This is a genomic window from Streptomyces sp. SID12501 (assembly GCF_010550245.1).
Lineage (GTDB): Bacteria > Actinomycetota > Actinomycetes > Streptomycetales > Streptomycetaceae > Streptomyces.
The window spans coordinates 23,087-39,911 of record NZ_JAAGLU010000028.1 but is presented as its reverse complement, the minus strand read 5'-3'; the positions used below and the strand labels follow the sequence as shown (position 1 = coordinate 39,911).

General features: G+C 68.0%; 13 protein-coding genes. 4 read left to right on the top strand and 9 right to left on the bottom strand.

The genetic code is table 11. The features are described 5' to 3' along the window. Nucleotides 1-6 precede the first annotated feature (6 nt). The 6 genes from G3I71_RS30170 to G3I71_RS30145 form a co-directional block, all read right to left on the bottom strand. Entirely contained in the window at nucleotides 7-2,925 is a 2,919-nt protein-coding gene (locus G3I71_RS30170; RefSeq protein ID WP_164319453.1) for a glycoside hydrolase family 2 TIM barrel-domain containing protein, read from the bottom strand. A gap of 41 nt (nucleotides 2,926-2,966) precedes the next feature. Beyond that, on the bottom strand, nucleotides 2,967-3,860 hold the full coding sequence (locus G3I71_RS30165) for a carbohydrate ABC transporter permease (RefSeq protein ID WP_164319613.1): 894 nt from the start codon (nucleotides 3,858-3,860) through the stop codon (nucleotides 2,967-2,969). Nucleotides 3,861-3,868: 8 nt separating this feature from the next. After that, nucleotides 3,869-4,834, bottom strand: coding sequence for a carbohydrate ABC transporter permease (locus G3I71_RS30160; RefSeq protein ID WP_164319451.1), 966 nt, complete (start codon nucleotides 4,832-4,834; stop codon nucleotides 3,869-3,871). Between the two features lie 20 nt (nucleotides 4,835-4,854). Next, a complete protein-coding gene (locus G3I71_RS30155; protein ID WP_164319450.1) occupies nucleotides 4,855-6,117 on the bottom strand; it encodes an ABC transporter substrate-binding protein in 1,263 nt (420 codons plus the stop codon). A gap of 223 nt (nucleotides 6,118-6,340) precedes the next feature. Then, nucleotides 6,341-7,579 carry an ROK family transcriptional regulator gene (locus G3I71_RS30150; protein WP_164319448.1) on the bottom strand — a complete coding sequence of 413 codons (1,239 nt, stop codon included), beginning with the start codon at nucleotides 7,577-7,579 and terminating at the stop codon, nucleotides 6,341-6,343. 172 nt (nucleotides 7,580-7,751) lie between these two features. Further along, the gene (locus tag G3I71_RS30145; protein WP_164319446.1) at nucleotides 7,752-8,996 is read right to left on the bottom strand and encodes an FAD-binding protein; all 1,245 of its coding nucleotides are present in this window, start codon (nucleotides 8,994-8,996) and stop codon (nucleotides 7,752-7,754) included. 149 nt (nucleotides 8,997-9,145) lie between these two features. On the opposite strand from G3I71_RS30145, the gene G3I71_RS30140 reads away from it, so the two are divergent. Further along, entirely contained in the window at nucleotides 9,146-10,477 is a 1,332-nt protein-coding gene (locus G3I71_RS30140) for a radical SAM protein (RefSeq protein ID WP_164319445.1), read from the top strand. Nucleotides 10,478-10,776: 299 nt separating this feature from the next. Further along, on the top strand, nucleotides 10,777-12,282 hold the full coding sequence (locus tag G3I71_RS30135) for a cellulose-binding domain-containing protein (protein ID WP_164319443.1): 1,506 nt from the start codon (nucleotides 10,777-10,779) through the stop codon (nucleotides 12,280-12,282). 108 nt (nucleotides 12,283-12,390) lie between these two features. On the opposite strand, the gene G3I71_RS30130 is transcribed toward G3I71_RS30135, so the two are convergent. The 3 genes from G3I71_RS30130 to G3I71_RS30120 are packed head-to-tail and all read right to left on the bottom strand — an operon-like array spanning nucleotide 12,391 to nucleotide 15,175. Then, the gene (locus G3I71_RS30130) at nucleotides 12,391-13,161 is read right to left on the bottom strand and encodes an FkbM family methyltransferase (RefSeq protein WP_164319441.1); all 771 of its coding nucleotides are present in this window, start codon (nucleotides 13,159-13,161) and stop codon (nucleotides 12,391-12,393) included. A 45-nt stretch (nucleotides 13,162-13,206) separates the two neighbouring features. Then, complete coding sequence (locus G3I71_RS30125) at nucleotides 13,207-14,469, bottom strand: MFS transporter (RefSeq protein ID WP_164319439.1); 1,263 nt, start codon at nucleotides 14,467-14,469, stop codon at nucleotides 13,207-13,209. Then, the gene (locus G3I71_RS30120; protein WP_164319437.1) at nucleotides 14,456-15,175 is read right to left on the bottom strand and encodes a hypothetical protein; all 720 of its coding nucleotides are present in this window, start codon (nucleotides 15,173-15,175) and stop codon (nucleotides 14,456-14,458) included. Before G3I71_RS30120 ends, G3I71_RS30125 begins: the two co-directional genes overlap by 14 nt. On the opposite strand from G3I71_RS30120, the gene G3I71_RS30115 reads away from it, so the two are divergent. Together G3I71_RS30115 and G3I71_RS30110 are read left to right on the top strand one after the other, a co-directional pair. Next, entirely contained in the window at nucleotides 15,149-15,451 is a 303-nt protein-coding gene (locus G3I71_RS30115; protein ID WP_164319435.1) for a hypothetical protein, read from the top strand. The two genes, G3I71_RS30120 and G3I71_RS30115, sit on opposite strands and share 27 nt — an antisense overlap. 76 nt (nucleotides 15,452-15,527) lie before the next feature. Next, nucleotides 15,528-16,787 carry a radical SAM protein gene (locus tag G3I71_RS30110; RefSeq protein WP_164319433.1) on the top strand — a complete coding sequence of 420 codons (1,260 nt, stop codon included), beginning with the start codon at nucleotides 15,528-15,530 and terminating at the stop codon, nucleotides 16,785-16,787. Nucleotides 16,788-16,825: the final 38 nt, after the last annotated feature.

Below are 16,825 nucleotides of genomic sequence, written 5' to 3'. Positions count from 1 at the left end.
CGTCAGTTATAGGTTGAGTGCGGAGAACACGAAGGAGAACTCCGCCGGTGCCGCCCGCAGCAGGTACTGCGGAAGCGCGCCCGGGCCGCAGGACTGCGAGCCGATGCCCTGCTGCCCGTGATCGAGGTTGATCCACAGGGTGTCGCCGGACCACAGGTCGGAGAGGTGGTCGGCCGCGTCGAGCCGTTCGCTCGTCCAGTAGCGCGCCGTGAACGAGAACTCCGGCTCGCCGTCGATCCGCAGCGAGGGGAGACCCTTGCCCCAGCCGATCTCCGCCCAGCGGACGTCGGCGCGGGCGCCGTTCTCCTGCGGGCGGAGGTAGGGAGTCTGGAGGTCGTCGACCGTGGACTCCCAACGTCCCAGCATGGAGGCTGACTTGGTGTCGGGGTAGCCCTCGCCGGGGCCGCCGCCGTGCCAGGTCACGTCGGTGCCGGCGAACAGCCCGAGGCGCAGCCCGAGCCGGGGCAACGGCACCTGCCAGTCGCCCTCGGGGGTCACGGACACCGTCAGCTTCAGCCGCGTCCCGTCGGAGGTCCACCGATAGACCGTACGCAGGGCCACGTCGGCGGCGGCCGGCGCCACCCGGGTCCGTACGGTCAGGGCGTCCTCGCCCAACTCGATACCGTCCAGACGGTGTTGCATCCGGTGCAGGCCCAGCTTGCGCCAGAGGACGCCGTACCGGATGTCGGGCTGCCAGGCCGCGCCCAAGTCGTTGTCGGTGGGCGCCCGCCACACGTCCAGCTTGACGTCCATGACGTCGATGCCGTGGATCATTGCCAGTTCGCCGGTCGAGGGGGTGAAGACGGCGGGCCCGAGCACGATGCCTTCCTCCTCGTCGTCAACGGGGCGCGCACTGGCGGTGACGGTCACCGACGGGCGTGCCTGGACGGGGAGTTGGCCCCAAGCCACCGGATGCCCCTTCGGTCCCCACGCCGTGTCCTCGGCGAGCGTGGCCCGCACGGTCCAGCGGGTCTCGGCGTCCTGGCCGTCGGACGGCGGCTCGGGCAGCTTCACCTCGGCCGACTCGCCGGGGGCCAGGGACGCGGGCACCGCCAGGGTGCCGGTCGCGACCGGCGTGCCGTCGACGTCGTACGACCACGTGAAGGTGAGCGCGGACAGGTCGGCGAAGTCGTACGCGTTGGTCACGCGCACGGTCCCGTCCGTGCCGACGCCCTCGATCCGGACCGGCTCGATGACCTTCTTGTACTCCACGAGCCCCGGGGACGGCGTCCGGTCCGGGAAGACCAGCCCGTCGCAGACGAAGTTGCCGTCGTGCAGCTCCTCGCCGAAGTCGCCGCCGTACGCGTAGCCGAACCGCTCGTCCTTGATGCCGTGGTCGATCCACTCCCAGATGAAGCCGCCCTGGATGCGGTCGTGGGCCTCGAAGATCCGCTGGTAGTCGGCGATGCCGCCGGGGCCGTTGCCCATGGCGTGCCCGTACTCGCAGAGGATGAACGGGAGCCCGCGCCGCTTCTGCGTGCCGCCGTCCAGGCCCTGGCCGATGCGCTCGGTCTCCGCGTGGTCGGCGTACATGCGGGAGTACATGTCTGTGTCGCGGCAGTCCCAGTCGCCCTCGTAGTGCACGAGCCGGGAGCTGTCGCGGCCGTGGATCCACTCGGCCATGGCGGTCAGCCCGCGTCCGGTGCCGGCCTCGTTGCCCAGTGACCAGATGACGATCGACGGGTGGTTCTTGTCGCGCTCGACCATCCGGGACGCGCGGTCCAGGAGGGCCGGGGTCCAGCGGTCGTCGTCGACGGGGTTGTCGCGCCAGTTCTGCTCGGTGAAGCCGTGGGTCTCCAGGTCGCACTCGTCGATGACCCACAGACCGTACTCGTCGCACAGGTCGAGGAAGGCCGGGTGCGGCGGGTAGTGCGAGGTGCGGACGGCGTTCAGGTTGTGCCGCTTCATCAGCAGCACGTCGGCCCGCATGGTCTCCAGGTCGAGGGTGCGGCCCTTCTCGGGGTGCCACTCGTGCCGGTTGACGCCCTTGAACAGGATGGCCCTGCCGTTGACCTTGATGAGCCCGTCCGCCAGTTCCACGGTCCGGAAGCCGATGCGCAGCGGCACCCGCTCACCCGCTGTGACCAGCACACCGTCGTACAGGCGGGGTGTCTCGGCGGTCCACGGCTCGACCGCGACCGCTACCGGATCACCGGTCCTGACATCGATGTCCAACTCGGGGACGGTGACTCGCCCCTCCACGTCGGACTCGACGCGGAGCGTGCCCTCGCCGGTCGTGTGGTCGTACGAGGAGTGCACGAAGAAGTCGAGGACACCGGCCGCCGGGCGGTGCAGCAGCGTCACGTCGCGGAAGATGCCCGGCAGCCACCACTGGTCCTGGTCCTCCAGGTACGAGCCCGCCGACCACTGGTGGACCCGGACGGCGAGGACGTTGCCGCTGGGCTTCAGCAGCTGCCCGACCGCGAGCTCGTGCGCCAGCCGCGAGCCCTTGAACTCGCCGATGTCCGTGCCGTTCAGCCACACCCGGGCGCACGACTCGACCCCGTCGAAGCGCAGCACCGCCCCGCCGTCCGACAGATCGGGCCAGTCGGACGGCAGGTCGAAGACGTGCAGGTGGTCGCCGGTCGGGTTCTCGGTCGGCACCCGCGGCGGGTCCACCGGGAAGGGGTAGAGATGGTTGGTGTAGATGGGTGAACCGAATGCCCCGTCGCCCTGGAGGACCCAGTGACCGGGGACCGTCACCTCCGCCCAGTCCCCGGCGTCGTACCCCGGCTCGGTGAACGAGTCGTCCGCCCCGTCGGCGGTCGGCGACAGCCGGAAACGCCAACTGCCGTTCAGGGAGAGCGAACCGGCGTCGGAGGACGCGTACCAGGCGCGGGGCGGAAGGGCCCCGCGGCCGGGTGAGACATCTTCGACGTAGTCGGTCGCCGTCGTGATGGACGCTGCCGTGGTGCGGAAGGACATCGGTCTCCTAGTTCAGCCCGTGGTTCAGCCCGATAGGCGGCTCAGCCCTTGATGCCGGTCTGGGCGATCCCCTGTACCAGCCAGCGCTGGAGGAAGAGGAACACGAACACCAGGGGCAGGATGGAAAAGGCGGTGGCCATGAAGATCATATGGAAGATGACGGTCTGGTTGCTCATGTAGTTGGAGAGCGCTACCTGAACGGTCCACGCGTCCGGACTCTGACCGATGACCAGCGGCCACAGGAAGGAGTTCCAGCCCTGGATGAAGGTGATGGTCGCCATCGCCGCGAAGAAGTTCAGCGAGTTGGGCACCACGATGCGCCAGTACGCACCCCAGTAGCCCAGTCCGTCCACGCGCGCCGCCTCCTCCAGCTCCTTGGGGAACCCCAGGAAATACTGCCGGAACAGGAAGCAGGTGAAACCACTGAACAGGCCCGGGACGATGAGACCCCGGTAGGTGTCCACCCAGCCGAGTGACGAGACCAGCACGAAGCTCGGGACGAAGGTGACCGCCGTGGGGACCATCAGAGTACCGAGGACGGCGTAGAAGACCTTGTTGGCGTGCTTGTACGGGATGCGGGCCAGACCGTAGCCGGCGAGGGAGCACACCAGCAGGACGCCGACGGTGTGGAGGGTGGCCACGACCGCCGAGTTCCACAGGGACTGGGCGAAGGGCACCGTCCCATCGTTGAACAGCTCGCTGATGTTGCCCCACTGGATGTCCGTGGGGAAGAACTTCCAGTTCTCGCCCGTGATGTCGGCGTCCGTGGAGAGGGCGTTGCGGACCAGCAGGTAGAACGGGACCAGGAAGAGGAAGCCGGCGATCCCGGTGGCGATGTAGAGCCCGGTGGAGCTCATCACGCCGCCACCGCGCTGGACGCGGCGGGGTTTGTCCGACGGTGGCGCGGAATCCCGTACCTCTGGTGCCTCGGGCATCGTGGTGGTCACTTGGTCTCCTCCCCCCTTCCGAAGCCCATGAACTTGCCCTGGAGCAGGGTCACGGCACAGATGAGCACGGTCAGGATGACCGCGCCCGCGCTGCCGGCGCCGTAGTCCTGGCTCTCGCCCAGGGCCTTGTAGTACAGCTCAAGGAGGGGCGGACGGCCCCAGGTGGTCTTCGACAGGAGGTTGTAGAACTCGTCGAAGGCCTGGTAGGCGGCGACCAGCAGCAGCAGGACCACGGCGGTGGACGTGGCGCGCAACTGGGGCAGCGTGATGTACCAGAAGGTCTGCCAGCCCGGCTTGGCGCCGTCGATGGCGGCGGCCTCGTACAGCTCGCCCGGGATGTTCTGCAGCGCCGCGATGAACAGGATCATGTAGAAGCCGGCCTGCAGCCACAGACGCGCGCTGACGATGACCACCCAGTACCAGGGGGGGTTGGGGTCGGCCAGCCAGGCGATGTTCTCGATCCCGAACCAGCCGAGGACCGTGTTCATCAGGCCGAACCGGACCCCGCTGAAGATGGACATCTTCCAGATCATCGAGGCGGCCACATAGCTGCACGCGGTCGGCAGGAAGAAGACCGACCGGAAGAACGCCCGCATGAAGCGCAGCCGGGTCACCAGGAGGGCCAGGCCCAGCGAGAGCGCCCAGGTGGTGGGCACGATGAACGCGGCGAAGGCGGTGAAGGTGCCGAGCGAGCCGACGAAGTCGTCGTTCGTCAGCATGTACGTGTAGTTGGCGAAGCCGACGAACTTGTCGGGCGTGACGGTGAAGCGGGCCTCGAAGAAGCTGAGCCAGAGGCTCCAGAGGATCGGCGCGTAGACGAAGACCGCCAGGCCGATGAGGAACGGCCCGGTGAAGAGCCAGAAGTTGAGGGTGGGGCTGCCCCGCAGACCCTGCCGCGGCTTGGCCGGTGAGGCCTTCGCCGCGGCGGGGCGCGCGAGGTCGCGCGTCTTGGTCGTCGACATGTCGTGGTCCGTCCCGCGGTCTATCCGAAGAGCTTCTTGAGCTCGCGGTTGACTGCCGTGTCGGCCTTGTCGAGGGCTTCCTCCGGGTCCATGTCCTTGCGGACGGAGTTGGCGAAGACGTCCTCAAGAGAGGTGCGCATGGCCTGGGTCCACCCGATGTTGTCGAAGTGCCCGAACTCGTTGAAGAGCCGGACGCCCTCAGCGGCGTTGCCCGACTTGAGCTTGGTGGCCGTCTGTGCGAGCGAGGTGCGCGGCGGGATGTGGAAGCCGAAGGAGGTGGCCCAGTCCTCCTGGTACTCCTTCTGGTCGAGCCACAGCCACTTGACGTACTCCTTGGCAGCCTCGACGTTCTCGCCCTTGGCGTTGACGAACATCGACCAGCCGCCGTTGTAGACCGACTGCTTGCCGGAGTCGATCGTCTTCGGGAAGGGGAAGACTCCCCAGTCGTCGCCGAGCGCGGCCTGGATCCCCGGCATCGCCCACATGCCGCAGAACTGGATGGCACACAGGCCCTGGTTGAGCGAGGAGGGGTCCCAGGACTCGGTCGGTGCGCCGAGGAGAAGGTCGCCGCTGGTGAACAGCTTGCGCATCTTCTTCAGGCCCTCGATGACGCCGGGGGTGTGGTAGGCGATCTCGTTCTTCTCGTTGAGGTGGTCGGCGTTGGCCGACCAGATCATCGTGTCGATGACATTGTGCAGGTCGTTGCCCATGTACAGGCCCTTGACCTTGCTGGTGGTCAGCTTGGCCGCTGCCTCCGCCAGCTCGTCGAGCGTGGTCGGGACCTCGACCTTGGCCTTCTCCAGCATCGACTTGCGGTAGAAGAAGAACTGCGGGTCGTCGATCATGCGGACGCCGTATATCTTGCCGTCCACCGTGTGCGACTTGATGTCGGCCGGGTTGAAGTCGTCCTTCACCGGCGTGATGATGTCGGTCAGGTCCGCCACCTGGCCGCTCGTGATCATCTGCATCTGCGGGTGGAACTCGAAGAGGTCGGGCGCGTTCTTGGTGAGCAACGTCGCGAAGAGCTTGCTCTCGAAGTCGGCACTGGTGATCCACTGCGTGGTCACGTTGGCCGCGTCGTACGCCTTCGCGTACTTCTTGATGGCCTGCTCGGTGCCCGCCTCGCCGTACGCGTGGAAATACTGGGTGAGGTTCGTGCCCGAACTGCCCCCACTGGAGCGGCCGTTGTTGCCGCCGCAGGCGGTCAGCGCGCCCGCGGCGGACAGTCCTGCTGCGGCGCGGAGGATGGATCGGCGGTCCCAGTTGCTGCTCATGGCCGACATGGTGACGTCCTTGTCTCTTGTGCGGCTGCGGGCCACGGGCTCAACGCCGAGTGGCTGAAACAGGAGGTGCGGAGCCGGACGTTAACCTTCGGCTAAGCCTTCGGCAAGGGGTTGGACGAAGCCCGTTCGAAACGTTGCCGACCGTTCGGGATATCGGACACGACGGATTGGCGGGCCGCCTCAACAGCGGTTCCCGCGCGGGTGGTTGAGGGTTGGACCGGACCTATTTCAGTGGCACCGGACCGCTGCGACGAGCGGCCGACGACCGTTGGGTGACCGCGGACAGGGCGCCTTCGAGAGCGAAGGTCGCCGCGCCCAGACACGCCGGGGCGTGGGGGATCGGGGAGAGGACGATCTCGGTGGCGGCCAACGGCCGGGGCAGCGCGTGCCGGGCGACGGCCTCGCGCACCTCGGCGACCAGCGGTTCACCGAGGGCGGCCGCAACCCAGCTGCTGAGCACGATCACTTCGGGGTTGAAGATGTTGACCAGGGTGGCGATGCCGGCACCGAGGTAACGGGCGGTGTCGCGGACGACCTGGACCGCCACCGGGTCCTGCTCGATCATCCCCCGGGCCAGTGCGTCGATGGTGGCGGTCTGGTCCTCCGGGTGCAACAGCGGGCTGCCGGGGCTGAGTTCCCGCAGGTTCAGCATGATGCCGGGCGCGCCGACGTAGGTCTCCACGCAGCCCTGGTTGCCGCAGCGGCACGGTCGGCCGTCCAGGACGATCGTGGTGTGGCCCCACTCGCCGGCACTGTTGCTCACCCCCCGGTGCAGCCCGCCGCCCAGGATCAGCCCGGCGCCCACACCGGTCCCGAGGTTGACCACCACGGCGTTGCCGCGCCCGCGCGCGGCCCCGAACCAGAGCTCGGCCAACGCGCCGGCGCGCAGCGGGTTGTCCAGGTGGAGGGGGTAGGCGATGTGCTCGGTGAGCAGGTCGAGCAGCGGCACGTCGTGCCAGTCCCAGTTGGGCGCGTACTCCGCGATGCCGGTCGCGCGGTCCACCTGCCCCGGCACGCTCACGCCGACACCGAGCACCCGGGCACCCTCGATCCCGGCCTGCGTGACCACCGAGCCGACGGCGGCGGCGACATGGCCGACCACCTGCTCGGGGAGGCTCTCGCCGGGGCGGACGTCCTCCTCGGCGCGGGCCAGCACGTTCAGCCCGAGGTCGAACAGTTCGACATGGACGTACGTCTCCGCGATGTCGACGCCGATCAACGCGCCCCCCGACGCGTTGACGGCCACGAGGCCCCGGGGACGACCGCCCGCCGAGTCCTCGAACCCGACCTCCGTGATCATCCGCAGGTCGATGAGTTCCCCGACGAGCGTGGCGACCGTGGCGAGACTGAGCCCGGTGGCGGCGGCCAGTTCCTGCCGGGACGTCGGCGACTCGGCGATGATCTGGCGCAGCACCTCGTAGCGGTTCGCGGTGCGGATGTCACGTGACGTGCGCTTCACCACCGGGCTTGCCCCCTCGCCGTGCAGACCTCAGTGCAGACCTGAATACGGACAGACCGGAGCACGACGGCACCGGCGCGGCGCAAGGCTATGGGCAGTGGGGGAGGTTCGACAAGGGGTTAGGAAAGGGGCTGATGAAAGTCTCCGCGCACGTGGCGCCGTATCCGGCCCGGGGTCAGTCGCCGAGCACCTCCCGTACGAACGCGTTCGTGAACTTCTTCGAGGGGTCCAGGAACGCCGCCAGCGCCGCGAAGTCCGCCAGCTTCGGATACCGTCCGCGCACCACCTCCGCCGGCACGGTGAACACCTTGCCCCAGTGCGGACGCGCCCCGTACGGGTTCAGTGCGGCCTCGACCCGCCGGACCACGGGCAGCACCGCGTCGGTGTCCGCCACCCAGGTGAAGTGGAACGCCACACTGTCCCGCCCGTACGCCGGGCTCAGCCACTGCGTGTCGGCGGCGATCGTCCGGACCTCGCACACCTGGAGCACCGGCGCGACGACGTCCCGGATCGCGTCGAGCGAGCGCAGGGCGTCCAGGGCGTACGGGCGCGGCAGCAGGTACTCCGACTGGAGCTCCTCGCCGCTGCTCGGCGTGAACTCCGCCCGGAAGTGCGGGAGTCGCTCATGCCAGGGCCCCGGTACACCGAACTGCGCGGTGCAGTTGACGGCAGGCATCCCCGGCACCGGGTGCATCGCCTCGGTGGCGGGCGCGGCCCACGGGAAGTCCTGCCGTGCCTGGTCGGTACGCCGCTTCAGCCACACCTGCCTGAAGCCCGGCGCACGCCAGTCCGTGAACAGGCTCACGCTGTACGCGGCGCCCGCCACCGCCTCGAAGTCCAGCCCGTCCAGCGGCAGTTCGGTGAACACGTACTGCTCGACCTCGAAGTCCGCCTCCAGGTCGAGAGTGAGGGCCGTGACGACGCCCAGGGCGCCCAGCGCGGTGACGGCGCCGTCGAACCGGTCCTCGCCCCGGGTGATCGTCACCGTCGAGCCGTCCGCCGTGACCAGCTCGACCTCACGCACCGGGGCGGCCAGCGAGCCGTTGCCCACCCCCGAACCGTGCGTGCCGGTCGCCACCGAACCCGCCACCGAGATGTGCGGCAGGGACGCCATGTTCGGCAGCGCGAGCCCGCGCCCGTGGACGGCCCGGGCCAGCTCCGCGTACCGGACCCCGCCCCCGACCCGTACCGTACGGGCCGCCGTGTCGACGTCGACCTCCCGCTCCAGCCCGGCCAGGGAGAGCAGCACACCGCCGTCGCCCGGCTCGGCGATCTCGTTGAACGAGTGCCCGCTGCCCAGCACCCGCACCCGCGGGCTCTCGGCCACCAGCGTCCGCAGGGCGTCCAGGGAGCCCGGTCGGTGCAGCTCCGTGGGCGTGAAGATGATGTTGCCCGCCCAGTTGGTCAGCGTCTCGGCCATCGGGTCCGTCCCTCCGCTCAGATGTGTCGACCCTCTCACGCAGCCCCGTGTGACATGCCCGAGGGGCCCCGCGGCCACGGACACGCAGGCGGGGGCATACCGTGAGGAGTCGAACGCCGGAGTACCGCCGGAGCTGGAGGAGACACGGGATGGGCAGCCGCACCGCGCTGGTCGAGGATCTGATGGAGCGCTTTCCGCACGTACCGCGCGAAGCAGTCTTCAAAGAGGACCTGCTCAGGGGTGGTGTGGCCTTCGACCCGTCCGCGCTCAGCGATACCACCAACGAGGCAGTCGGCGACGTCAAACCGAAGTCGTACTTCATCTTCTCCTTCGACCACGGCACCCTCCCCGAGCTGGGCGAGGCCGCGCTGCGCCGCCCGCCGGAGGAGATCATCCTCACCGGCGGCCCCTACGACCTGCGCCGGACCGTCGTCTCGGTGCGGGTGAACCCCGCCTCGCCCTACCGGGTGGCGTCCGACGAGGACGGCGTCCTCGGGCTCTACCTGGACGGGAAGCGGATCTCCGACGTCGGGGTGCCACCGATGCCCGAGTACTACAAGCACAAGCTCTCCAACGGGAAGTCCGTGATGGAGGTCGCCCCCACCATCCAGTGGGGCTACCTCATCTATCTGACCGTCTTCCGGGTCTGCCAGTACTTCGGCGCCAAGGAGGAGTGCCAGTACTGCGACATCAACCACAACTGGCGCCAGCACAAGGCGGCCGGGCGGCCCTACACGGGCGTCAAGGACGTCGACGAGGTCCTGGAAGCCCTGGAGATCATCGACCGCTACGACACGGCGAAGGCCTCCACCGCCTACACCCTCACCGGCGGCGCCATCACCTCCAAGCTCCAGGGCCGGGACGAGGCCGACTTCTACGGCATGTACGCCAAGGCCATCGAGGAGCACTTCCCGGGCCGCTGGATCGGCAAGGTCGTCGCCCAGGCGCTGCCGAAGGACGACGTACAGCGCTTCAAGGACTACGGCGTGCAGATCTACCACCCCAACTACGAGGTGTGGGACCGCAAGCTGTTCGAGCTGTACTGCCCCGGCAAGGAGCGCTACGTAGGCCGCGACGAGTGGCACAAGCGCATCCTCGACTCGGCGGACGTCTTCGGCGCACGCAACGTCATCCCCAACTTCGTGGCCGGCGTGGAGATGGCCGAGCCGTCCGGGTTCACGACGGTCGACGAGGCGATCGCCTCCACCACCGAGGGCCTGCGCTTCTTCATGTCGCACGGCATCACGCCCCGCTTCACCACCTGGTGCCCCGAGCCCACCACCCCGCTCGGCAAGGCCAATCCCCAGGGCGCGCCGCTGGAGTACCACATCCGCCTGCTCGAGGCCTACCGCGCCACGATGGACGAGTTCGGCCTCGCCTCGCCCCCCGGCTACGGCGAACCCGGCCCCGGCCGCGCCGTCTTCTCCGTCAGTTCCTTCATGGACAGCCTGCCGGCCCGGGATCCGGCATCGAGCGTCTGAAGGGGCCGATGGGACTGAAGGGGCCGAAGGTCTGAACGGAACGCCGCCGGGATCCGTACGGGGGGACGGTGGGGTCGTGCTTCCGGGGAACGAATCCGGTCGTTTTTCCCACCTCGGACCACCGTACGGCGAGCCCGGGTTGACATGTTGCGACATGTGGATACGTCGCTTGTCAGTTGTGCGGGAAACGTGAAAAGCTCGGGCTCCGTTTTGCAAAACGGTCCCCAACTCCCCTTCTCGTGGGGTCAGTTGACCTTGACGTTGGCGTGTGCAAGCCGTTGATGCTGGAGTCCCCCCATATGCCAGATCTGCCGACCCCTCAGGACGCCGCCGAAGCAGCGCTGTTCTCCGAGTGCTGGGACGCGGTCCTCTCGTACGCCGACCTGTGCACGTCCGGCTCGTCCGCCGGCACCGAACTGGCCGCCGAGGCGTTCACGCACGGTATCCACGCGGCCCGGGCCGCCGACTTCGGGGCCCGCAGCACCGGGCGCCGCATACCCCGCCTGCCCTGGATACCCCTGCTGCTGGCGGCAGTTCGCAGTACCGCCGTGTCCTGGGAGGAGACCGGGCACGGCAACCACCTCGACCCCGACCTGCGATTGTGGCTCAACTCCGACAAGGCCGCCCGGTACGTGGGGCCGCCGCTGCGCCGCCCGCTCGCCCTGCGCTCCCTGCGCGACATGCAGGAACCGGACGCCGCCCTGCTCTGGCTGGCCGAGGTGGAGGCGCTGCCGCTGGCCCAGGTGGCCCGCCGGCTCGGCCTCGACCCGGTCAACGCCGCCGAGGAACTCGCCCAGGTACGCGTCCTGTTCAGGGACCGCTGCCAGCGCAACCTGCTCGACACCCCGCTGAGCTCCGACTGCCGCCGCTACGCCCGGCTGCTCGACGCGGTCACCCGCTCGCAGGGCGCCGAGGTCCCCGAGGACCTCTCCCGGCACCTCGCGACCTGCGTGGAGTGCGCCGAGGCCGCCGCCTGCCTGCGGCTGTACGGCGGGATCAGCGGGCTGTCCGCCGCGCTCGCCGGCGGTGTCATCGGCTGGGGCGGGCTCGCCTACCTGGAACGGCGCCGCCGCGCGGCCGAGGCCGGTCTCCTCGGCGGGCGCTCCGAAGCGGGCATCAACACCGGTCTGACCATCGGGGAGTACCGCCCGCGCATCGGCCGTACGGCGATCATGGTCGCCGCCGTCCTCGTCTCCGGGCTGGCGCTCACGGTCTCGCTGATGCCCTTCGACGGCTCGGGCAACAACCCCTCCGCGAAGGGCGGCGTGACCGACGGGAAGCCCGTGATGGACCCGTCACCCGTCCTGCCGTCCGGCCTGACCGTCCCCGCGGGCTCCACTCCGTCCCCGGTTCCCCGGCAGTCGGACGCCCCGGACCCGGAGTCGTCCCCGACACCCGCCGACAAGCCCGACACGGAGCCCCAGGGCACCTCCGCGTCCACCGCGCACGCCGAGACTCCGCAGCCGAGCCCCGACGAGAGCGCACCGGTGTCCTGCGAGGTCGAGTACGACCTCGTCAACGAGTGGCCCGACGGCTTCCAGGCCACCATCAGCGTCACCTCCACGACGGCCGTCGACGGCTGGCGCATCGCCTGGAGCTTCCGCGACGGCCAGCAGGTCAGCCAGATGTGGGACGCGGGCTTCTCCCAGGACGGCGCCCGCGTCACGGCCACGGCCGCCGACTACAACAGGGCCGTCGCGGCCGGCGGCACGGTCTCCTTCGGCTTCCTCGCCAGCTGGCAGGGCAAGAACGAGGCCCCGTTCGACTTCACGCTGAACGGCAGCAGCTGCACGAGCCCGAACTGACGCACGCGGAGCGGGGCGGGGGCCCGCCGTGAGCCGGGCCTCACCGGACTCACGACAGGCCCTGGCACCCCACCCCGCGCTTCAGCGAGCACGACAGGCACGGCGGAGTCAGATACGGCGTGCGTGGACAATCTTGTTGTCGAGCCCGTCGGGGATGTCCGCCGGCGTCTCGACCTCCGCGGTGAATCCCTGTGCCGTGAGCAGCTCCAGGACGCTCGGCAGTTGGTTCCTGGCTGCGTGGACCTCCATCACGACCTGACGAATGCGCGCCCAGTCGGCGTCGTCTATGCCGCGCAGTGCCGCTACCTCGTCGCCCTCGATGTCCATCTTCAGCAGGTCCACCTCGTCGGACGGCTCCGTACTGCCGAGAATCTCGGAAAGCCTGGCGACCTGAACGCTCACCGTTTCGTGCTGGAACACCTCCTCGGCCACCCGGCGCTCCGCGTAGGTGGTCATGGTTTCCCGGTCCCTGAGCTTTTCGGCCAGCTGGGTGGTCGAGTTCCCAGGCATCGACGGGAAGTAGTAGAACTCGCGCAGGCCGCTCTCGTCCGACAGCCCCTTCGGGCACACCGTGACCCCATCGAGCCCGTGCAGTTCGATGTTCGCGTGCAGAGCCCGTACGTTGTCCGGTATCGGCTCGATCGCCAGCACGCGGACGTCGGGGTGACGCCGTTTGATGAACAGGGCGAACAGTCCGATGTTGGCGCCCGCGTCGATGACGAGCCCGCCCGGCCGGATGGGATCCATGTTCTTCAGGTAGGTGTCCTTCTGGAACAGCTCGGAATAGATGATCTCCGCTTCGACGAATACCGGGTTGTCGGCAGCCGGCGTATAGCACCCGAAGCCGCCTTCGAAGTCAACGAAGTTCAGTGTGCGCACGATGTCACTCGCATTTCCGGCCGCTTCTGGCGGCCTGTCCGGCGTTCATGTGCCCCTGGGTTCCTGATGGAGTTCGACCTGCCGCACCTTCCTTGCCAACAGCGCGCCGCCGACGCCGCAGACGATCAGCAGCGTGAGCGCCGTACGGAGATCCGTGGCGCCCGCGACGACGCCGATGACAGGCGACGCCAGGAGGAAGCCGGGCCACTGTCCGAGGGTCACTGTGGAGACTCCCTCGCCCGCGCTGACGTCCGGCTGTTTTCCGGCCAGGCGGATCACCGCCGGCATGACGCAGCCGATGCCGACACCCGCGAGAACGAAGCCGACGATCACCGTTGCCGTGGACGGCCACAGGATCACCGTCGCGATCCCCAGCCCGGCGATGAGGAGCGACCACTGCAGGAACGTCCGGACCGCGACGCGTTGCATGATGAGGTCTCCGACCAGGCGGACGACCAGGATGGCAACGGTGAAGGCGGTATAGACCCCGGCAGCCACCGCGGCGTTCGCGCCCGCGCTGTCGGTGGCGTAGATGGCGGACCACTGGCCGACCGTTCCCTCGATGAAGGAAGCGACGAAGGCGAGGAGGGCGAGCACCCGCAGCTGGGGACCCCAGCGGTTCCGAAGCCGTTCTCTCAGCGGGGTGTGAGAACTGTCCGCCTGCGGAGCGTCGTCAGGCAGCCAGTTGGCGGTCACCAGCAGCAGAAGCCCGAAGGTCGCTGTACTGATGGCCAGTTGCACTCCTGGAGTCACTCCCAGGGCAGCCGATGCCGAACCGTACAAGCCTCCGACGAGCACACTGCAGCTGTAGCAGGCGTGGAAGAACGGCACCATGCGCCGGTCGTAGGTCGTTTCAGCGCTCACACCCTGGGTGTTGATCGCGGTGGCCAGCAGGGTCGCACCGAAGCCCCAGATCACCAGCCCGGCGGCCAGCGCGACGAATGCCGAGGCCCCGGCGAGCAGCGGCCCGCTCAGCAGCATCAGGAGGGCGCCGACACGGGTGAGCTTCCGAATCCTCGTTGTGCCGATGAGGACCATGGTCACCGCGATCGCGACCAGATCTCCCACAGCCGATGATGCGCCCACCAGCCCCCAGGTCGCATTGTCCGCACCCACATTTTGGCGAATGTCCGGAATTCGAGAGGACCAAGCGGCATTGGTCAGCCCCAGAGCTGCAAACAGCAGGCAAATAGCGATACGTGCCCGCAATGCCTCCGATTCCGATTCACTCCTGCTCTTCTTCCTGGACAACCTGATCTCAGCGATTTCCGGACACCTTCCTTGCGGCACCTGATTAAAGGAGCGCATCCTGCGGCCGATTCTCCAGGCAGCAAAGAAGGTCCTCCGTCTTCCGTTCCTGTAGCAGGGAATAGAATTTTAGGTTCTCTTCGGAGAGCCCCCGTAAGACATCCTTCGACACCCTGCCCAGGAACTCTCGGGTAAAATCCAGGACTTCATTCCGGAAAGGTACTTCGAGACGCGGAGTGGCCATGAGCAGGATGATGACATCATGTTCGAGCGCGACACGATCATACGCATCCCGGAGCCCGGCGTCCCGGTCTCCCAAAAATTCGGATATCGTCTGTATCTGCCGCATTCTTCCGTCGATGTTACGGAGGTCCAGGTCCCGTTGCGTTATGGACAGCGGGCCGGCATCACGTTGGCGCCAGAAGTAAACGGGTCCGGTGACCACATCGACGGACTCGGCGAGTACGTGCGCGGACACCGAGATCAATCCGTCCTCGTAGGGATGCTCGGGATACAGAAACCTGTGCCGCCTCCAGAAGGACCGGCGATACACCTTGTTCCACACGGTGCGATCCCCCAACAGCACCCGGTGTCGGGTGATGTGTGTCCGCTTCCGCGGCTCTTCGAAGATGTTCGCGTGAAGGGGTGAGGCCCACCGGCCAGTACTGTTGAAGCGCTCGACGCCACCGCAGGCGAGATCGGAGCCAGTCTCCCGGAGTGAGCCCACCAGTACGCACTCATGGCCGACGGCCGCATCCTCGCCCACGTTCCGCAGGCGCGGATGCGGCACGACTCGTGGCTGGGGCCCAAGGAGACCGAGTGGACGGAGCGCTGTTACCTGCGCGGCACGGTAGAAGCCCTCGGTCACCATGTCCTGCGTGGAGACGAGCGGGCGAGTGCTCTGCTGAGCGACTATCTCGTCTACTTCGCGGCCGGCAACCGCTACGGCTTCAAGGACCTCGGAGAGATTCTTGAGTGGGCCTACGGCAACCACGCTGCCGGACAGCAGCGGCGGCCCCTGCGAAAGTCCGACCTGAGGTGATCTCGGTCTGTGATCTTCCCGCTCAGCTCCTATCGACAGTCAGAAAGCCGCGAAACCACTGCACCGGGAGAATGACATGAGGTCCGACGACCTGCTTCTCGACCTTCCCAGCGCGCCGTTCGAGCTCACCGATCTACGGAAGAACAACCAGCAACTGAACATCGCCGAGTACCAGTCGGGCGCGACAGTGCTGGAGAGCCGTCCCCTCGCGCTGTTCATCGAACTCACGCAGAACTGCAACCTGCGCTGCCCCATGTGCCGGTTCGGCGAGAAGTACGACCCCAAACTCAACCTTGACGAAGCTGTCTTCGACCGCTTGACCGAGGAACTCTTTCCCACGGCTCACGTGGTGGATCTCCGAGGCTGGGGCGAGAGCACCATGCTTCCCCAGTTCGGTGAGTTCGTCGCACGCGCGGTCAAACACCGTGTCCAGCTGCGGCTCGTCACCAATGGGATGGTCAACCGCAGGCCTGTGTGGGACATGATGATGCGCGCCCACGCCATGGTCACGGTTTCCTGCGACGCGGCCTCACCGGAACTGTTCGCCAAGTTACGCGCGGGCGGCACGATCGAACGCCTGGTGGGTACCGTCGAATCCCTTGTCGAGGCCCGCGACCGTCATGGTGCGCCCCGGGAGAACGTGTGCCTCAACGTCGTCTCGAGTATCGACAACCTCGGCGAACTCGCGGACATCGTCCGGCTCGCGGCCCGGCTCGATGTGCCCCTGGTGTCCATCCACCCCCTGGTCACGGGTCTCGACGACCCTTCGCATCTGCGCAACGATCTCGAACGTACGCAGCAGGCGTATGAGGAGGCCGCGGAGACCGGCCGGCGTGAAGGCGTCGTGGTGCAACTCGGAGCCGCCCCCGATCCCTCGCTCGCCCTGCCCGACATGGTGCGGCGGCCGGCCTGCATGCACCCGTGGAGCTACGCCTATGTGCGCTACAACGGCCAGATCGGCTTCTGTGACCACCTCATCGGAGGTGACAGCGACTACACCTTCGGATCAGTCGCCGACCAGAGCTTCGAGGAGATCTGGAACGGCCGGCAATGGCAGGGCCTCCGGGCCGCACACGTCAGCGGCGACATTCCCGAGGACTACATGCCGTGCCGCTGGACGTACGCCCAGCGGTACATCGAGTTCGAGCACCTCCTGCACCCTGACCGGGCTTCCGGACTCGTCACCAGCGAGACCCATCAGCAGGTCACACTCCGCCGCGATCCGAGCGCCGTACCGTGGGCACCCTGGAAGAAGGAGGAACTCGGCAGCGGAGTGCTGATCCCCGCCAGCGCTCTGACCGACAGCCTTCGCCAAAGCCGCCCCACTTCTCAGTAGACGTGTTGCCGAGTGCGTCGAAGACGTGGCATGTCAGT